Origin of the sequence: Asticcacaulis solisilvae (assembly GCF_017875235.1) — a bacterium.
GTDB lineage: Bacteria > Pseudomonadota > Alphaproteobacteria > Caulobacterales > Caulobacteraceae > Asticcacaulis > Asticcacaulis solisilvae_A.
The window spans coordinates 488,875-504,474 of the sequence record NZ_JAGGMI010000001.1 but is presented as its reverse complement, the minus strand read 5'-3'; the positions used below and the strand labels follow the sequence as shown (position 1 = coordinate 504,474).

Sequence of the window (15,600 nt, the reverse complement as noted above, 5' to 3'; positions counted from 1 at the left end):
CCCGGTCAGGTCACAAAGCCGAGTTCGCGCAGGCGCGCGTGCAATGGCGCCAGCTGCGCCTCGTACTTCTTCCACGCGCCCACGCCCTGGCCATTGATCGGATTGCGTACCTGGACGGCGCTGGCGGTGGAGACGCCGCCCTTGGCCTCGTGCGGCTTCAAGCAGCCCTCTTCGAACGGCAGGCCGCACGCGGCGACCAGACGGCGGATTTCACTTTCGGGATCCTGGATCAGGCCTTCGAGCGAGATCCGCACCAGGCCGTCGCCGAGAACATCCTGCCAGTGGGCCATGAGGTCGCGGAAGTGGCGATAGTGTTCCGCCAGGTCGTCCTGCGCATAGGACCAGCCATAGGCGCCGGTGAACAGGACCTTATAGCAGCCGAACAGGGCGTCCATCGGGTTGCGGTCGAGCGCGATAATCGTCGCATCGGGAAAGGCGCGTTTGATCAGGCCGGCATATTCGTGGTTGGACGGCAGCTTGTCGATAACATAGGGGCTGCCGTCGTGGAGGAAGGCGGTCTCGCGCGTGTAGGCTTCGGCGATAGTGAGCGGATCGAGCGCCACCGCCGCTTCGATGACGCCGGGCGCCAGGCGCCGCGCGCCGGGGACATTGGCCAGGCGGTGGGTGACGATGCCGAAGGTCTTCAGTTCGCCTAGGGCCTGGACCTGGCTGTGAGCGGCCAGGATGCGTTCGACCAGGGTCGTGCCTGACCGCGGCAGGCCGACGATAAAGATGCGTTTCGGACCGCTGCGGGGGCGGGTGTCGGGTTGGGCGCTGAACGCTTCGGCGGGGAGGTGCTTGCGCCAGGCGGCCACGGTCTCGGCCTCTTCCTCCGCCGACCAGGCTTCGATCTTGCGCCCCAGTTCGGCGCCGACGGTCAGGCAGTCCCAGGCGGCGTCAAGTTGGCCGATGTCGTCATACTCTTTATACAGTGTATAGGCGACGCGGCACGCTTCGAGGCTGGAATGGCACGCCAGGCCTTCCAGAATGGCGATGTGATTGTCGCCGGCCGTCCAGCGCCGCAGGTTGGCCAGGTTGTAATAGGCGGCGATCGGCGGAGTGGGGGACAGGGCGATCGCCTTGTTGAAGGCGGCTTCGGCCTGCGCGATATCGCCCAGGGTCCGCCAGGCGCTGCCGAGATTGTACCACGACTCGGCGTGGTTCGGATCGATGCCGGTGGCCTTGAGCGCGCAGGCCAGGGCGTCGTCGTGCAGCCCGCCGTGCGTAAAGGTATAACTGACGCGGACCAGGCTCGGCACGTCGTTCAGTCCGATGGCGACGGCGTCTTTGGCACAGGCGATGGCTTCGGCCATGCGCCCCTCGCTGACCAGCGGCTTGCCGCGCAGCGCCAGCATCTGGGCGCGCGTAGCCGAGTTGCGCGGCGCGCAGTCGGCAGCCTTCTGAAAGGCGGCTTCCGCATCCGCCATCTGGTCGAGGGCACAAGCGGCCGTTCCCCGCAGCCACCAGCCTTCGGCCGATGTCGGATGAGTCGCGGTGGCGATTTTCGCGGCATTAAGGGCGGCAGGCATGTCCGAACGCCGCATCGCCTCGTGGGCCGTCCGGATCGCAGTCGTCAGGCCTGCCATCCGGCACTCCACTCTCTAAACAGTTTCACGCTTTGGCAGCCCTGTTGTCCTGTGCCAAGAACGTCATTCGCGTTCACGGCCCTAAGAATGTTATGACATCTTTTGGCCGTGTCAACAGGCCCTGCACTGCCTCTGCGGCAGGTTTTTCCGGCCGCCAGAGTGACAAGGAAGCAACAGCGTCAGGCTTCTCTGCATTAGGACCAAATTGTGGTGGAACTCCCTGCCAACGAAGGGCCCCTTAAGGTAATATTCTGTTTTGTAATACTTTTTTATTTTGTGTGCCCAGTTTGAAAGGTCATGACATCGCTGTCTGTTGGTATTAGGTGCCAGTGAAATATGACATGATCTTAAAACTTACAATTTGACGTTTTTGGTTTTTTATATGTACAAAATATTTCAGCAGTGGATGCGGTTATGAGTCCAATGGTCTTATCATTGGTGCTGTGAACACGGGCAGCTGCCACAACAAACGGGATGCAGCCCTTATGAGGGCATGTGGAGATTAGGGAATGAGAACAAAAACAAAGGCATTGATCACGACGGCTCTCGCCGGGGCCCTGATTGCGGGCAGCGTGTATGCGCAGGACGCCGCCACCACCGCTACCACCACTGGCGACGCTTCGTCTGACGAAGTGGTCGTCGTCGGCGTCCGCAAGAGCCTGCAGAAATCGCTGACGACCAAGCGCCGGGCGTCGGCGCATATTGATGTCATCACGGCGGAAGACGTCAGCAAGTTCCCGGATGTCAACGTCGCGGAATCGCTGTCACGCCTGCCGGGCATCACGGTCGACCGTTCCGGCGGCGGCGAAGGCGAGCATATCGCCATCAACGGCATCAACTCGCGCCTGATCAACGTCACGCTCAACGGCAACCCGATGGCCACGGCAAATTCGGGCGCCAACAACCAGGATACGGGCCGCAGCTTTAACCTCTCCAACCTGGCGCCGGAACTGATCGGCGACGTTCAGGTTTTCAAGACCACCGAAGCGCGCCTGGATGAAGGCGGCATCGGCGGCACGATCATCGTCAATTCGCGCAAGCCTTTGTCGCTGCCGGCCAACACCCTGTCGCTCAGCTTCAACTACAACCAGAACCAGCGTAACAAGGAAAGCGATCCGCGCTATTCTTTGTTCTACTCGACCAAGGACGACAGCGGCCGCTTCGGGATGCTGTTCAACTATTCCTATAACAAGGCGGTCCTGGGCTCGGGCTCGGTTTCGACGGCCTATCAGGACGTCTGTAACGCCTCGCGCTGGGGCGGCTGTACGTCGGGCGCGTTTACGACCCCGGCTTCGCTGCCGACCGTTTCCAGCGGCCCGGCCCTGAAGCCCGGCATGCTGGTCCCGCAATATCTGTGGCTGCAGTCGTCGATGCAGAACCGCGAGCGTCAGACCGGCCAGCTCGCCTTCCAGTACCGTCCGAACGAGGATCTGGAATTCAACCTGACGGGCACGACGATCCAGAGCGACTATTCCAGCTATGCGCAAACCTTCCAGACCGACCTGAGCGTCAACTGGAACGAAGGCGAAGCCTGGGATGCCCGCACCAGCGGCGGCACCGTCATCAACCCGACCAAGATGACGTCCGTAACGACCAACGAATCGGGCGTTACCGGCGGCACCGGCCGCGTCGCGATCCGCATGGACGAGTACTACAAGAAGTCGAACCTCACGACGGACACGATCAACCTCGAAACGCGCTGGACTCCGGGTGACTGGGACTTCATCGCCAATATCGGTACGTCGAAGGCCATCGGCGGCGTGCAGCCGGAATACTTCCTGAGCTTCTATGGCAATACATCGGCGACCTGGGCTATTACTCAGGACGGCGCGACGCTGAACCTGGCGACCCCCGCGACCAACCCGGCCATTTTCAAGACTCGCCGCCAGGGCCAGCAGGCCGGCTTCGTGAAGACGGCGGAATCGCTCGACCAGTACGACTACATCAAGCTGGACGCCAAGCGTTACGTCCAGTGGGGTCCTGTCACCGAGCTGCTCTTCGGCTTCAAGCACCAGAAGCACATCAGCGAAAACACGCCGCACTTCTTCAACACGACCTTCCTGCAAACCGGCTCGATGTCGGACTTCGACACCTACATCAGCGACCCGGTTCTGGTCGACGGTCTGGGCTCCGAAGGTGACCTGAAGTCGTTCGTCGCCATGACCCAGCAGGCCGTGATCGACTACTCGGTCGCCAACAAGTCTCCGGGCAACGCCAATGGCGATTTCCGTGACGCCGGAAATCTGTGGGATACAACGGAAACGACCACCGGCGCCTACATCCAGGCGAACTTCCGCCATGGCAAGTGGCACGGCGACGTCGGCGTCCGTTATGCCAAGACGGAAAACGCCCAGACCTATCGTTCGACCATGGACTACTATCCGTGGTCGGAAGAAATGATCTCGATCGACCGCAGCTACGACGACTTCCTGCCGTCATTCAACGCCGCCTACGACCTGACCGATGACATGATGATCCGCTTCTCGGCCGGCAAGGTGATGTCGCGTCCGACCTTTGCGGACATGTCGGGCCAGGTTGAGTACAGCCTCGACCGTTATTCGACCATCGGCACCACTGCGGGCGGCCCGGCCAACGACTTCTTCGGCGGCAGCGGCGGCAATCCCGACCTGCAGCCGTACCGCGCCACCAACTATAGCGCGTCGTATGAATGGTATTTTGCCCCGAACAGCCTGTTCAACGTCGACCTGACCTACAAGGACGTCGAAAGCTACATCGTCCGCAAATATACCTTCGTCGACGTTACCCTTCCGGAAAGCGCCCTCAACTACTGTCTGGGCACAGTTGGCCGCGTCTGTAACCGCGTCGAAAGCATGCTGATCAACGCTCCGTTCAACGGCAGCAATGCCAAGATCCCGGGTGTGTCGGTCGGCTGGCAGGGCGACATCGCCTATGGTTTCGGTATCCAGGCGAACGTAACCTGGCTCGGCGAAGAATATGGCGCGTATACCGACAAGTATAACCCGACGCCGGCCAAGTTGCCGATGCCGTACCTGTCGAAATGGAGCTACACGGTCTCGCCCTACTATGAAAAGGGCCCGATCCAGGCGCGTATCTCGTACACCTTCCGTTCGAAGTACACGACGACGATCGGCAGCGAGCGTACCGCGCCGTCCTATGTCGACGGCTGGGGCCAGCTGGATGCCTCCGCGTCGTATAACGTGAACGACAAGCTGTCGTTCAACGTCGCGGCGCAGAACATCCTGGACGACATGCAGCATCCGTACACCACCGGCGGCTTGCCGCTGGCCTGGAGCAAGTACGGCACGCGCATCACCTTCGGCGTGACCTACCGCGTCCGCTAGTTACCCCTGGCGCCCCTTTATTTCTTCCCTAAGGGGCGCCGCCTTCCTGAAACCGCCGCCACTCCCTAAGGCGGGCCCGACCAAGGCAATGCTCCCTGTTGCCCTTACCGCGTCCGTACGAAATTCCGGTTCCTTGTGTGTCTGTCCGGTCGAGTGTGAAGGTTCTGGGAAAACGGCTGTGCCCGGAGGGATTGGTGATCCCTCGGATTCCTCCGGGCGCCGCCGCAGTTCAAGTAGTGTTCGCGTCTGATAGCCTATCCCCGGACTGTTTCAGCGTGGTTCCCAAGGCACGGTTTCGTGCCAAGATTCACGCTGAAACTTTTTTATTGACGCCGCCGCGTCATGGGAGCCGTTTCGGAGTCTGGCTGGATCGTACACTGCCGGTAAGCTCTGGAGACGCACGCATGACCCCCGACACGCCCCGTTTTTCACGTCGCAACCTGCTCAGCGGTCTTGCCGCCGTGAATCTGATGGGGGCGGGACTGACCGTACCGGCGCGCGCCGCCCCGGCCCCGTCTCCGGCATCAAACGACAATACGACGCCCGACCAGCGCGACCAGGCCTGGCAAAAGGCCGTTGCCAAGTTCACGCCCGAGCGCAAGCGCTGGCTTTCCGAAGTAGAGAAGGGCGGCCGCACCGGCCCCTTCCGTCCCGACTGGGGCTCACTGCAAGGCTTTACCTGCCCGCAATGGTATGCCGACGCCAAGTTCGGCATTTTCATCCACTGGGGCGTCTATTCGATCCCGGCCTTCGGCGGCGAATGGTACTCGCGCAACATGTACAAGCGCGACAACCCGGCATACGAGCACCATATCAAGACTTACGGGCCGCAGACGAAGTTCGGCTACAAGGACTTCATCCCGATGCTGAAGGCCGAGGCCTTTGACGCCGGCGACTGGGCCAAACTGTTCAGCGCCGCGGGCGCCCGCTATGTCGTGCCAGTTGCCGAACACCACGACGGCTTCTCGATGTTCGACAGCAAGTTGTCCGATTATACGGCCGTCAAGATGGGTCCCAAGCGCGACGTGCTGGCCGAAATCTCCAAGGCCGTGCGCGCCGAGGGCCTGCACTTTGCCCTGTCGTCGCACCGCGCCGAAAACAACTGGTTCTTCGACGAAGGCCGCAAAGCCCCCTCGGACGTCTCCGATCCCGCCAATGCCGGCCTCTATGGCCCGGCCCAAAGCCGCATCCTTGGGGCAGGGGGCGATGCCGACCTGTTCGGCGACTACACCCATGTCTCCGATGCCTGGCTCGACGACTGGCTGGCGCGCCAGGCCGAGCTGGTCGAAAAGTACGATCCGGAACTGGTCTATTTCGACTGGTGGGTCGGCCAGCCGGCCTTCCGCGAAGCCATGCCGAAATTCCTGGCCTGGTATTACAACAAGGGCGTGCGCGAAGGGTCTTCGGCCATCGTCAACTACAAGCTGGGCGGCTTTGCCGACCATACCGGCGTGCTTGACATCGAACGCGGCCAGGCGCCCGGCATCCGCAAGGACACCTGGCAGACCTGCACCTCGATCAGCGACAAGTCGTGGGGCTATATCGAAAACGACACCTTCAAGTCGCCGGCGCAACTGGTTCACCTGCTGGCCGACGTTGTGTCGAAAAACGGCAACCTGCTGCTCAATGTCGGCCCGCACCCCTCAGGCCGTATCCCCGATGGCGCCCGCGATACGCTGATGCAGATCGGCGCGTGGCTGAAGGTCAATGGCGATGCCATCTATGGCGCGCGCCCGTGGGTCACATTCGGCGAAGGCCCGACCGAGACGGCGTCCGGCAGCTTTGCCGAGAGCAAGGCACGGTCATACACGGCGCAGGACTTCCGCTTCACCGTCAAGGATGGCGTGCTGCACGCCATCCAGATGGCCTGGCCCGACGAAGGCTCCGCGACCATCACCTCGATCCGCAGCGACTATCCGGTCAAGCGCGTCAGCCTGCTGGGGACGGATGCGCCCGTGGCCTTCCGTCAGGACGCTTCGGGCCTGGTCATCACGCCGCCGGCCAATGCGCCGCGTCAGCTGGCCTATGTCTACCGTATCGAAACGCGCTGAATTTTTGCTTGTCGCGATATCCAGCCGAAAACCCCAGAAACACTTCTCGGCACTTTTCGGCATATCGCTTGGAACTGGCGCCGGGCCTGTTTCGTCACACTCTAATCTGAACTGAGGCCGTGCCATGTCGAAACCCGTATCCGGAAGCCTGCTATCCATGACCTTCTTTTTCCTGGCGGCCAGCACCACGCTGGCGGCGGCGCCAACCGTGCAAAAGCTCAACACCGGCTGGAGCTTCCGCCTGGCGCCGGATGAGGCAGCGCGCGCCGATCATCCGTGGGCGGCTGAATGGATGAAGGCCACCGTGCCGGGCACGACGCAGAGCGATCTTCTGGCGCTGAAAAAGCTGCCTGATCCGTATGTCTCCGACAACGAAGCCAAGGTGCAGTGGGTCGGCTTGTCCGACTGGCAATACCAGACGGAAATCACCGTCAGCGAAGAGACGCTGAAGCGCGACCACGTCGAACTGGTCTTTGACGGGCTCGATACGTTCGCCGAAGTGTCGGTCAATGGCACCAAAGTCCTTGCGGCCAACAACATGTTTCGCGGCTGGCGCGTGCCGGTCAAGGGCATGCTGAAGGCCGGTGTCAATACCATCACGGTCGATCTCGACTCGCCGCTGAAAAAGATGAAGCCGCTGGTCGCTGACATGCCTTACGTCATGCCGGGCGCCTACGACTCCTTGTTCGGTGATGAGCCGCTGGGCCGCAATTCGTCGACCTATGTGCGCAAGGCCGGCTATCATTACGGCTGGGACTGGGGCCCGCGCATCGTCACCCTGGGTGTCTGGAAGCCCGTCAAGCTCGAGGCCTGGGACAATGCCCGCCTGGCGGATTTCCACGTCGCGCAACTGCACCTCGACGACACGGTGGCGGCACTCAACGCGTCCTTCGATATCCAGTCCGACAAGGTCCAGACCGTCCGCGTCCGCACCGACATCACCGCGCCCGATGGCACGGTCAAGACGGTCACCCACGACGCTTCGCTCTTCCCCGGCCTGACGCCTGTCACCGTGCCCGTGCAGATCGAGAACCCGCAGCGCTGGTGGCCGGTCGGCCTCGGCAAACCGAACCTCTATACGGTCAAGGCAACCGTATATCAGGGCGATGAGGTGATCGGCGAACATACCCGCCGCATCGGCCTGCGCACGACCGAAATCCGTCGTCAGAAAGACCAGTGGGGGCAAAGCTTCGAGCTGGTGATCAACGGCGTACCGGTCTTCGCCAAGGGCGCCAACCTGATCCCGTTCGACATGATCCCGACGCGGGTGACGCCCGCCCAGCAGGACCACATCCTGCAATCGGCCGTGGACGCCAATATGAACATGCTGCGCATCTGGGGCGGCGGCACCTATCAGGACGACCACGTCTACGACAAGGCCGACGAACTGGGCCTGATGATCTGGCAGGATTTCATGTTCGGCGGCGCCATCATCCCCTATGATCGCGACTTCCGTGAAAACACGCGCGTCGAGGCGGTCGAGCAGGTCAAGCGCCTGCGCAACCACCCGTCGATCGTCATCTGGGCCGGCAATAACGAAGTCCAGACCGACTGGGAAAACTGGGGTGGCGGCACGGCTGAACTGAAGAAGACGGCGACGCCGGAAGAGCGCGACCGCATCGTCACCGGCATGGTGCGCATGTTCGATCAGGTGCTGCGTGGGGCGGTCGATCAAAATGCGCCGGGCACCCCCTATTGGGCGTCGTCGCCGTCGACCGACTATGACGGCCCGGCCGACCAGGACAGCGACGGCGATCGCCACTACTGGAGCGTCTGGGGCGGCAGCAAGCCGGTCGAGGAATATCTCAACGTCACGCCGCGCTTCATGAGTGAATACGGCCTGCAATCCTTCCCGGTGATGGCGACGATCCGGTCGTTCGCCACGGACAAGGACATGGCGCCCGAAGCGCCGGTCATGCGCGGGCACCAGAAGTTCGACAAGGGCAACGGCAATAAGCGCCTGATGCTCTACATCGAAAACAACTATGGCACGCCGAAGACTTTTGAGGACTTCGTCTATCTGTCGCAACTGATGCAGGCCGACGGCATCGAACTGGCCGGCCTCCATCACCGCGCCATGCGACCGCGCACCATGGGCTCCCTGTACTGGCAGATGAACGATGTCTGGCCAGGCGCGTCGTGGTCGAGCATCGATTATTACGGCCGCTGGAAGGCCCTGAACTACCGCGCCAAGCGCTTCTACGCGCCGCTGGCGGTAGGTGCCCTGCGTCGTGATGGCATGACGGAACTGAACCTGCTGTCGGATCTTACGGCAGACAAGGCGGTGACCTGGCGCGTGCGCGTCGTTGATTTCACCGGCAAGACGATTCGCGAAAAGACCGGCCAGGCGACCGTCAAGGCGATGACCAGCGTGGTCGCCGCAAAGTTCAGCGATGCCGACCTGTTCGACGGCGTCGATGCGAAATCGGCGCAGGCGGTGGTTGAGGTGCTCGATGGCCAAACCGTCATTGCCAAGACCCATACTTACGCGACCGCGACCAAGTCGCTGAATTGGACCGATCCGAAACTGACATGGCAGCTCAAAGCCGCTGCCGGCGGTTTCGACCTGACCCTGTCGGCCAAGGCGGCGGCGCGCGGCGTGTGGATCGATACCGGCACGGTCAAGGCGCAACTTTCCGACAACAGCTTCGATCTGGCCGGCGGCGAAACCGTCACTGTCCGTATACAGACGGATGCCTCGGTGGCGGCTCTGAAAAAGGCGCTGACGGTCAAGTCCTACTACAATTCGGCAAAGGTGAACTGATGCGCCGGGTTCTTCTGTCCTGCCTGATGGCCACGGCGCTGACGCCGATCGCTGTCCTGGCCGCGCCTGCGGCCAAAGACCCCGAGGCGACCATCCAGCAGATGACCCTGCCTGAAAAGGTCGGTCAGCTTCAGGCGGCAGCACCAGCTATTCCGCGCCTGGGCGTCACGGGCTACAACTGGTGGAATGAAGGCCTGCATGGCGTGGCGCGCGCCGGCTGGGCGACCGTTTTCCCCCAGGCGATCGGCCTGGCGGCGACCTGGGACGAAGCCCTGCTGCACGATGTCGGCGATGTCGTGGCCACCGAAGCGCGCGCCAAGTTCAACGCCGTCGGCGCCAACAAGGACCATGGCCGCTATCAGGGCCTGACCATCTGGTCGCCCAATATCAACATCTTCCGCGATCCGCGCTGGGGCCGGGGCCAGGAAACCTATGGCGAAGACCCGCACCTGACCGGCGCGCTCGGCACAGCGTTCGTGAAAGGGCTGCAAGGGCCTGATCCGCTGCACCCCAAGACCATCGCTTCGGTCAAGCATTTCGCCGTCCACTCGGGCCCCGAAGCCGGCCGTCACGGCTTCGACGTCGACAGCTCGCCCTATGACCGCGAAACCACCTACCTGCCGGCCTTCCGCCAGGTGGTGACCGAAGGTGGGGCCCAGTCGATCATGTGCGCCTATAACTCGCTGCATGGCGTGCCGGCCTGTGCCTCCGCCGACCTGCTCGATACGACGCTGCGCAAGGACTGGGGCTTCAAGGGCTTTGTCGTCACCGACTGCGACGCGGTCGAAGACATGTACGCCTTTCACTTTTACCGCCCTGAGCCGGAAGAAAACGCCGCCGAGGCGCTGAAGGCCGGCACCGATCTCAACTGCGGCAAATATTACAGCCACCTCGAAGGCGCGGTGAAGCAAGGACTGGTGAGCGAGGCCGAGGTCGATACCGCCGTCCGCCGCCTGTGGACGGCGCGCACGCGACTGGGCCTCGATGGTGCGCCCAGCCCGTATCACACGATCGATGCCAAGCAGATCCATACGCCGGCGGCTGCGGATCTGGCGCTGAAGGCGGCGCGTCAGTCGATCGTGCTGCTGAAGAATGACGGCGTCCTGCCGCTGAAAGCCGATGCGAAGATCGCGGTCGTTGGCCCCAATGCCGACACGCTCGAAGTCCTGCGCGCCAACTATCACGGGGCGCTGATCGATCCCGTGACGCCGCTGGCGGCGCTGCGCAAGACCTACAAGTCGGTCGCCTATGCGCAAGGGGCCAATGTTGCCGAAGGCGTCGCCATTCCTATCCCGGAAACGGCCCTGTCGTCCGGCAACCAGCGCGGCCTTAAGGGAGAATATTTCGACAATCCGGACTTCAGGGGCAAGCCCGTCCTGACGCGCACCGACCGGACGGTCAATCTCGACCTCTATAATGTCGCGCCCGTCAAGGCCTTGGAAAACAAGCCCTACAGCATCCGCTGGACGGGAGAGATCACCCCGCCGGCGGCCGGTGACTACACGCTGAAGATTTACATGGAGCGCTGCTGGGAGTGCGACAACAAGCATGACGCCGTCACGCTGCTTGTCGACGACAAGCCCGTCATCCAGGACCTAGGCGAAGGTAAGACGCTTACCGCCGACATCCGTTTCGACGATGCCCGGCCGCGTAAGGTCCGGCTTGAGTTCCGCCATGTTGGCGGTGACTGGGGCGTGCGCCTGCAATGGCAGGCCCCGCAGGACGCCCAGATTGCCGAGGCCCTGTCGGCCGCAAAAGACGCCGATGCCGTGGTCGCCTTTGTCGGCCTGTCGCCGGACATCGAAGGCGAGGAGCTGTCGATCCTGGTCCCCGGTTTCGATCGCGGCGACCGCACCGACCTCAGCCTGCCGGCGCGCCAGGACGCCCTGCTGAAGGCGCTGAAGGCCACGGGCAAGCCGCTGATCGTCGTCAACCTGTCCGGCGGCGCCGTCGCGCTTAACTGGGCCAAGGACAATGCCGATGCGCTGCTACAAGCGTGGTATCCGGGCGAGGCGGGCGGCACGGCCATCGCCGAAACCCTGACCGGCCAGAACAATCCATCGGGCCGGTTGCCCGTCACCTTCTACCGGTCGGTGCAGGACCTGCTGCCCTTCATCGACTACCGCATGGACAACCGGACCTATCGCTACTTCACCGGCGATCCGCTCTATGGCTTTGGCTACGGCCTGTCCTACACCACCTTTGGCTACAGCAATATCCGCCTGTCCGAAGGCACATTGGCGGCCGGGCAGGGGCTGAAGGTCACCGCCACCGTGACCAATACCGGTTCTGTCGCCGGTGACGAGGTCGCCCAGCTTTACCTAACGCCGCCGGCCGATGCACAGAAGCTGAAGTACAGCCTGGCGGGCTTTACCCGTCTGCACCTCAAGCCCGGCGAAAGCCGTGACGTCACCTTCGACCTGACGCCCCGCGACCTGTCGACCGTCAGCCGCCGGGGTGAACGCGCCCAGCGGCCCGGCACCTACGGCCTCTTTGTTGGCGGCGGGCAACCCGGCCCATCTGGTGTCAGCAAGGACGTCATCCTGACGGGCACGCAAGCCCTCCCCAAATAGTGAGTACTTTTATGACCACCCGCAGAGACCTCCTCGCTGCCATGACCGCGTTTTCGGCCGCCGCCGCCGGTCTCATTCCTGCCGGCGCCGCCCTGGCTGCCAATCCGCGTTTTGGCATTGTCGGCGATGATTTCGTCCTCGATGGCAAGCCGCTGCACCTGATGGCCGGTGAGATGCACTATCCGCGCATTCCACGCGAACTTTGGCGCGACCGCCTGCGCAAGCTGAAGGCCCTGGGGCTGAATACCCTGTCGACCTATGTCTTCTGGAACGCCCATGAAAAGCGTAAAGGCGTCTTTGACTTCTCCGGCAATCTCGACCTGGCGGCGTGGATCAAGACGGCTCAGGAAGAGGGCCTGTGGGTGCTGCTGCGCCCAGGCCCCTATATCTGCGGCGAATGGGACAATGGCGGCTATCCCGGCTGGGTGCTGAACGATCCGGACATCCGTCCACGTTCGCTCGATCCGCGTTACATGGACCCGTCGGGCGAATGGCTGAAGCGCATCGGGCAGGAGGTCGCGCATCTGGAGATCGACCGCGGCGGTCCGATCCTGATGACCCAGGTCGAAAACGAATATGGCTCATTTGGCAACGATCTGACCTATATGCGCGCCGTTAAGGATCAGGTCCGTGCGGCTGGTTTCCAAGGCGCGCTCTACACGGTCGATGGCGCGGCTGTCATCGAGAACGGCGCCTTGCCGGAGATGTTCAATGGCATCAATTTCGGCACGCACGACAAGGCGCGCGTCGAGTTCGAACGCTTCGGCAAGTTCAAGACGTCCGGCCCGCGCATGTGCACCGAACTGTGGGGCGGCTGGTTCGACCACTTCGGCGAAATGCATTCGTCCATGCCGATCCCGCCGCTGATCGACAGCCTGAAATGGATGCTTGAGAACAAGATCTCGATCAGCTTCTACATGCTGCACGGCGGCACGTCGTATGGCTTCGACGCCGGCGCCAATTTCGACAAGAACAGCAAGACCTATCAGCCGGACATTTCCAGCTATGACTACGACGCCATGCTGGATGAAGCCGGGCGCCCGACGCCGAAGTACGAAGCCGCAAAAGCCTTGTTCCAGACCTTCCTACCCAAGGAGCGCTTCACGGCGATGCCGGAGCCGGAAAAGGCGATCGACATCACGCGATTCCGCCTGCATGAAAAGGCCTCACTGACGCAACTGCTTGGCAAACCGGTGACGGCGAAAAGCCCGCGCACCCTGGAACAGCTCGACCAGCCGCATGGCATGATCCTCTATCGCCACAAAGCAAAAACAGCCGTCAAAGGCGCGCTAACCTTCGGCGAAGTCCGTGACTATGCGTTAGCGTCGGTGGCCGGCGTGCCGGCGGGCGTGCTTGATCGCCGCTATCACGAGACGCAGATCGATATCGCCGCCAAAAAGGGCAACACCATCGACGTCCTCGTCGATATCATGGGCCGCATCAATTACGGCGATCAGATCGGTAAGGACCAGAAGGGCTTGATCGGCGACGTGACCCTGAATGGTACGGCACTCGAAGGCTGGGAGCACTATGGCCTGCCGCTCGATGACCTGAGTGCTTTGCGCTTTTCGACCGCGCATGTCGCCGGTCCGGCCTTCCACCGCGGGTCTTTCGATCTGAGCGAAGTGGGCTACACCTTCCTCGACATGCGCGGCTGGGGCAAGGGCTATGCCTGGGTCAACGGCCATAACCTCGGCCGCCACTGGTCGGTCGGCCCGCAGCACGCCCTGTTCGTGCCGGCGCCGTACCTCAAGGCTGGTCGCAACGAGATCATCGTGCTGGACCTGCACGACGGCGCCGAACGTTCGGTCGCCGGCGGCAAGAACCAGATCTGGGACCGTCCGGGTCTGGTGCAGATTTAGGAGCGCACATGCAACGCAGGCAACTCATCCTCGGTCTGACGGCGGCAGCGACCTTTGCCGCCACGCGCGCACTTGCCGAAATCCCGGCCATGTCGCCGGTCGTCGCCAGCGGCAAGCGTCCGCCGGCCGCGACGCGGAAATTCCCCAATGCCTCGGTCGAAGCCGTCATCAAGAAGACGGTCAAGACGATCAAGGACCCGGAACTGGCGCGGCTGTTCGAAAACTGCTTCCCCAACACGCTCGACACCACGGTGACGACAGGCACGGTTGACGGCAAACCCGACACCTTCGTCATCACCGGCGACATCAATGCCCTGTGGCTGCGCGACTCTTCGGCCCAGGTCGAGCCCTATGTCGCCCTGGCGGCCAAGGATGCTTCGCTCAGGACCATGTTCCAAGGCCTGTTCCAGCGGCAGGCGCGCTGCATCCTGATCGACCCCTACGCCAACGCCTATATGCGCGACCCGACGGCGAAAACCGACCTATCCTGGTCGCTGACCGACCAGACCGACATGAAGCCGGGCGTCGCCGAGCGCAAATGGGAGATCGATTCGCTGTGCTATCCGATCCGCCTGGCCAACCAGTATATCGAGGCAACCGGCGACACGACGCCGTTCGATGAGACGTGGCAGGCCGCAATGCGGATGGTGCTCAAGACCTTCCGCGAACAGCAGCGGAAAGACAATGACGGACCCTACCGCTTCAACCGCACGGCATCGGAACCGACCGAGACCCTGCCGCGCGGCTATGGCTGGCCGACCAAATATACCGGCCTGATCCATTCCGGCTTCCGGCCGTCGGACGACGCCTGCACCTATCCGTACTTCATCCCGGGCAATGCCTTTGCGGTGGTCAGTCTGCGCCAGTTGGCGAAACAGGCCGACGCCATGGGGCTCGATCCGGCCTTTGCCGTCGACTGCCTGGCCCTGGCTGGCGAGGTCGAACGTGGGCTCTATGTCTACGGCCGCACCAAGGACAAGGACGGCAACGCCATCTGGGCCTACGAAGTCGATGGTTTTGGCAATGCGCTGTTCATGGACGACGCCAATGTACCGAGCCTGCTGAGCCTGGCGTACCTTGGTTTCTGCGCCAAGGACGACGCCATGTACCTGCGCACGCGCGCGGTGGTGTTGAGCGATCGCAATCCCTACTATTACGACGGCAAGGTATTGAAAGGCGTCGGCAGCCCGCATTCCGGTTTGAACACCGTCTGGCCGATCTCCCTGATGATCCAGGCCCTGACGTCCAACAGCGACGACGAAATCCGCGAGTGTCTGCGGATGCTGAAGGTCGCGGCCGGTCCGCGCGGCTTTATGAACGAAAGCGTCGGCAAGGATGATGCCGCAATCTTTACGCGGTCGTGGTTCGCCTGGGCCAACAGCCTGTTCGGCACCCTGATCACGCATCTGGCGGCCGAAAAGCCGCACCTGCTGAGCTGAGG

Annotated in this window: 7 protein-coding genes; 6 read left to right on the top strand and 1 reads right to left on the bottom strand. The window is 62.6% G+C overall.

The window, feature by feature from the left end:
• Positions 1 to 5: 5 nt before the first annotated feature.
• Positions 6 to 1,586, bottom strand: coding sequence for a tetratricopeptide repeat-containing sulfotransferase family protein (locus J2X24_RS02320; RefSeq protein ID WP_209715968.1), 1,581 nt, complete (start codon positions 1,584 to 1,586; stop codon positions 6 to 8).
• A 509-nt stretch (positions 1,587 to 2,095) separates the two neighbouring features.
• Here J2X24_RS02320 and J2X24_RS02315 point away from each other — a divergent pair.
• The 6 genes from J2X24_RS02315 (at position 2,096) to J2X24_RS02290 (ending at position 15,598) form a co-directional block, all read left to right on the top strand.
• A complete protein-coding gene (locus J2X24_RS02315) occupies positions 2,096 to 4,909 on the top strand; it encodes a TonB-dependent receptor (protein ID WP_209715965.1) in 2,814 nt (937 codons plus the stop codon).
• Positions 4,910 to 5,313: 404 nt separating this feature from the next.
• Positions 5,314 to 6,960 (top strand): alpha-L-fucosidase, encoded by a 1,647-nt coding sequence (locus J2X24_RS02310; RefSeq protein WP_245344368.1) that lies wholly within the window; start codon positions 5,314 to 5,316, stop codon positions 6,958 to 6,960.
• A 124-nt stretch (positions 6,961 to 7,084) separates the two neighbouring features.
• Positions 7,085 to 9,724: a beta-mannosidase gene (locus tag J2X24_RS02305; RefSeq protein ID WP_209715962.1), complete on the top strand. Its 2,640-nt coding sequence runs from the start codon at positions 7,085 to 7,087 to the stop codon at positions 9,722 to 9,724.
• Positions 9,724 to 12,297, top strand: coding sequence for a glycoside hydrolase family 3 C-terminal domain-containing protein (locus J2X24_RS02300; protein WP_209715960.1), 2,574 nt, complete (start codon positions 9,724 to 9,726; stop codon positions 12,295 to 12,297). The genes J2X24_RS02305 and J2X24_RS02300 overlap by 1 nt, the downstream gene beginning before the upstream one ends.
• An 11-nt stretch (positions 12,298 to 12,308) precedes the next feature.
• Positions 12,309 to 14,159 carry a glycoside hydrolase family 35 protein gene (locus tag J2X24_RS02295; RefSeq protein WP_209715957.1) on the top strand — a complete coding sequence of 617 codons (1,851 nt, stop codon included), beginning with the start codon at positions 12,309 to 12,311 and terminating at the stop codon, positions 14,157 to 14,159.
• Positions 14,160 to 14,167: 8 nt separating this feature from the next.
• Positions 14,168 to 15,598 (top strand): glycoside hydrolase family 125 protein, encoded by a 1,431-nt coding sequence (locus J2X24_RS02290; protein ID WP_209715954.1) that lies wholly within the window; start codon positions 14,168 to 14,170, stop codon positions 15,596 to 15,598.
• The last annotated feature ends 2 nt before the right edge of the window (positions 15,599 to 15,600 follow it).

Bases quoted from the DNA above. Each gene is read 5' to 3' on its own strand.
- J2X24_RS02305 (WP_209715962.1), top strand. From the start codon at position 7,085: ATGTCGAAACCCGTATCCGGAAGCCTGCTATCCATGACCTTCTTTTTC.
- J2X24_RS02300 (WP_209715960.1), top strand. From the start codon at position 9,724: ATGCGCCGGGTTCTTCTGTCCTGCCTGATGGCCACGGCGCTGACGCCG.
- J2X24_RS02290 (WP_209715954.1), top strand. From the start codon at position 14,168: ATGCAACGCAGGCAACTCATCCTCGGTCTGACGGCGGCAGCGACCTTT.
- J2X24_RS02310 (WP_245344368.1), top strand. From the start codon at position 5,314: ATGACCCCCGACACGCCCCGTTTTTCACGTCGCAACCTGCTCAGCGGT.
- J2X24_RS02320 (WP_209715968.1), bottom strand. From the start codon at position 1,586: ATGGCAGGCCTGACGACTGCGATCCGGACGGCCCACGAGGCGATGCGG.
- J2X24_RS02315 (WP_209715965.1), top strand. From the start codon at position 2,096: ATGAGAACAAAAACAAAGGCATTGATCACGACGGCTCTCGCCGGGGCC.
- J2X24_RS02295 (WP_209715957.1), top strand. From the start codon at position 12,309: ATGACCACCCGCAGAGACCTCCTCGCTGCCATGACCGCGTTTTCGGCC.